Source organism: Selenomonas sp. FOBRC9 (assembly GCF_000287655.1).
Lineage (GTDB): Bacteria > Bacillota > Negativicutes > Selenomonadales > Selenomonadaceae > Centipeda > Centipeda artemidis.
Genome location: NZ_ALJR01000036.1, coordinates 1 through 3,651, shown reverse-complemented (window position 1 = coordinate 3,651; position 3,651 = coordinate 1). Strand labels below are relative to the sequence as shown.

Annotated in this window: 3 protein-coding genes; 1 reads left to right on the top strand and 2 read right to left on the bottom strand. The window is 50.5% G+C overall.

Annotated features, from left to right (window positions below; translation table 11 throughout):
• Positions 1 to 196: 196 nt before the first annotated feature.
• Positions 197 to 1,468, top strand: a complete 1,272-nt coding sequence (locus HMPREF1147_RS08810) for a site-specific integrase (protein WP_009658566.1) — start codon at positions 197 to 199, stop codon at positions 1,466 to 1,468.
• Positions 1,469 to 2,152: 684 nt separating this feature from the next.
• Here the strand turns inward: HMPREF1147_RS08810 and HMPREF1147_RS08805 are convergent.
• Complete coding sequence (locus tag HMPREF1147_RS08805; RefSeq protein WP_009658569.1) at positions 2,153 to 2,452, bottom strand: hypothetical protein; 300 nt, start codon at positions 2,450 to 2,452, stop codon at positions 2,153 to 2,155.
• A gap of 106 nt (positions 2,453 to 2,558) precedes the next feature.
• Positions 2,559 to 3,557 (bottom strand): IS5 family transposase, encoded by a 999-nt coding sequence (locus HMPREF1147_RS08800; RefSeq protein ID WP_009658568.1) that lies wholly within the window; start codon positions 3,555 to 3,557, stop codon positions 2,559 to 2,561.
• Between the last annotated feature and the right edge of the window lie 94 nt (positions 3,558 to 3,651).

Here is a 3,651-nt window from a genome sequence, read left to right as displayed (position 1 = left end):
CAGGAGTTTTTTCGTTATGAGTCCTTTTCTTTGTTAAATTGTGTTGCACTTAGATTGTACATCCAAGAGATTAAGATAAAAACCGCCCGGAGCACCACCTCCGGACGGCAAAGAATAAATGTGAGGCTAGTCACATCTACACCGTAATCTATTATATGGGATTAGCCTCCAATTTTCAACATGGGAGGCTTTTATCATGTCAAAAAAATCAAATAACCCACTCGATCACGTCCGCGTAAAGCAACGCGGAGCATCGTGGGCATACTATTTCGAGAAGGCAAAGGTTGACGGCAAACGTCGGCGCGGCGAAGGCGGTGGGTATGCCACAGAGCATGATGCACTGATGGCCGGAGTCGAAGCATACAACGCCTACATCGGCGGCGGTGCAAAGAAGAACGATGCCAGCATCAGTTTTGCCGACTATCTCGATATTTGGTACGAACGCACGCGATTGTATGCACGAAACAACACATTGGAGCTACGAGAGAAGAACATTCGCCTGCATATAAAACCTGCGCTCGGCGAGTATCGTCTCTCCTCCCTCTCCCCCGCTATCATTGACCGATTTGTCCAGCAGAAGCGCAAGGACGGCTATGCCTATGAGACTGTCGCTCGGATCCTCAGCAACATCTCCACGGCACTCGACTATGCGATCTATCCGATGGAGCTGCTGCGGGAAAATCCTGCACGCCTTATCAAGGTGCCGGGCAAGGAGTTCGCCCCGCTCAGTCATCGGCAGCCGCGTCGACGTATCGAGGACAGCGAGCTTGCGCTGATCTTTCAGCGGCATCCGTTCGGCTCGACGTTCCACATGCCGCTTGTCATTGGTCTCTATTTCGGCACGCGCATCGGCGAGGCACTCTGTCTCTCATGGGATAATTGCGATATGCAACGCATGACGATTGCCGTCACACAGCAAATACAACGGCTTGCTATGCGCGGAAAGATCGGCCTGCATTACGTCTGCGACCTTAAAACCGACAGCAGCCGTCGGACGCTTTCCTTCGATGCACAGGTCATTCTCCCCCTCCTGCAGCATTGGAAGCGACAGCAGGCGAAGAATGAGCTCTACTATGGAGAGGATTACTTTTATAATTACATTGTACCCGCAAAAGACTATCAAGGACGGGACATCAAAAAGATTGTCTCCCTTGAAAAGGGCTACCCCGCCCCGGGATCGCGCATTGATATTATCTGCACGCAGCCGAACGGAAAGTACATCAAGCCAACAACCTTAGGCTATCAGTGCAAGCGGATCCGCGAGCTCGGTGTCCGAGACTTCGACTTTCACTGCATGCGGCACACGAACCTCACCATGCTCGGCGAGTCGCAGGCCGCTCCGAATGACATCATGGCGCGTGCGGGGCACTCGGACTACGGCACAACGCTCCGCTACATCGAGAACCGCCCAGAGATGCAGGCCGTCCCCGTGCAGATTATCTCGGGCAAGGTGAAGAATGTACTGTAACTCCACAAAAAAAAAGACCGCCCAAAAGCCTGTGGATGTGATATAATCCGAGCAGGTGCTATCTATTCGGTAGGCGGTCAATCTTAGCCCCTGAGAGGGGGCGATGCCGATGGAGCTATACGACTTTTTGGCGTTAGTGTTCATGGTGACGATTTGTATCGTTGCATTAAAGGCATAAGAAAACCCGCCTGACCCCAGCTAAAGTTTAGGCGGGATTTTCTCACCGAGATAAGTTTGGGGCTGACCGTTTACACGATAGCACCTTTTCTATGGCTATTATACGCCATGATCGGAGAAATAGCAATACTCCGTCCCCGTCTCCCGTTTGTCTCCCTCGAAAATTGGGAGACAAACGGGAGACATTTTACTAAAACGGGAGACAAGAAAAACCTTGCGCCCTTGAGATTCAAGGGTCTATTTCCCTATTTCCAGATTCGCCCGGGATACCATTGCAGGTGCGGCATATTGATTGTATTGTTTTGTTCCATCCGGAATCCTCTCTTGGTCATTCATTTTTCACAGGTTATAGTCGCTTCATTATTTCGAATGATATTTATTATGCCATACATATTAAGCTGCCGCAACGAAAATTCAAAATGTAGTGCAGAAAGGGACTGCCGCACGACGATACATTCGTGCAACAGCCCCGTATCTCTAAGCAAAAAGTATGATTATCGTACAACGTTACGAAATCGCCGCGTCAATATCGGTAATGCCCGCTTCCAGCAGCATCCCAATGAACTCTTCCCCATTGATGAGGCGTACGCCGCACTCGCCCGCTTTTTGAACCGCTTTTTCGGAAAATACCGCAGAGGTCAATGCCCATGCCAAGGGAGTATACTCACCGTCAAGCGAATCTGCTTGCTGTTTCTTATAGTTGCTGATCTGCTCTACTGCATGTTCGTTCGTCTCCCCCACATGCTGCTTTACCTGAGGAAACGCTGATAAAACACGGATAACAAGGCTTGCGTTATCCACAGGCATCAGTTCTACAGTTTCTCATGCAAAAAGTGGAAAAGCATGCCCATATCTCTTTCTTTCCTTCCCCGAACCTCCCGTTTGAACGGGAGGTTCGAGAAAAAGGGCACACTTATCCCGTTGTCATGCAAAACTCTCTCTGCCTTCCTGCCCTCAAACACATGACGAGATTCGCCGACGCAAAGAGCAGATAGTATTGCAGAAGGTTCTTCCTGTGTCCGCGATACCTTGTCTTACCCGCATGAAACAGACGCTTCACAATGAGAAAAGGATGCTCCACCTTGCTGCGAACCGAGGCTTTCGCATGCTCGATCTGCCTGTCCCAATTCGTCCCTTTGTATTCTTTCGTCATGCGCTTCTGCGAGGGGCTTTGGGCAATGCGGTAGTCCACGTCTGAAAGCTCGGACCTCTCTCGGATTTCCGTGCGTTTTTCCACACCGAGATACCCCGAATCCCCATAGACCGTATGATCATCTTCGCGGATCAGCGCATGGGTTTGGGTAATGTCGTGCACGTTGGCGGCGGTCGCTGTGATCGTATGGACGTATCCTGTTCCGGCATCCGCACCGGAATGGATCTTCATGCCGAAGTACCACTGATTCCCCTTCTTCGTGGAGTGCATCTCAGGGTCACGGGACTTTGTCGCGTTCTTGGTCGAACTCGGTGCATGAATGATGGTTGCATCAACAATCGTGCCGCCGTGCATGATGAGTCCAGACGCGTCTAGGCGTTGTTTCACATCATCGAAAATCTTGCGGGCGATGTCGTGCTTTTCCAGCAGATGCCGAAAATGCAGAAGTGTCGTGGCATCGGGTGTCTGTTCTGTGGAAAAGTCAATCCGCAGAAACTGTTTCATGGCATAGCTGTCGTAAATTGCATCCTCGATTCCCTCATCGGAAAGACCGAACCAGTTCTGCATAAGGTACATACGCAGCATGGTTTCTAGGGGGATCAGTTTTCTGCCGCGCTCTTTCTGGACATAGTACGGCGCGATGAGTGCCATCCATTCGTTCCAAGGAATGATGGATTCCATGGCTTCCAGAAAGGCTTCACGGCGTGTTGTTCTCTTGCGGTTTGCGTACTCCATGTCGGTAAAGGTTTGCTGCACCATGATGTTGCCTCTCTCTCGTCGTGTTGCTGTTTTCCTCTATTGTAATATTTCGGAGCTCAATCGTGCAACAAAAGAATTTTTCAGTGTTTCCCTA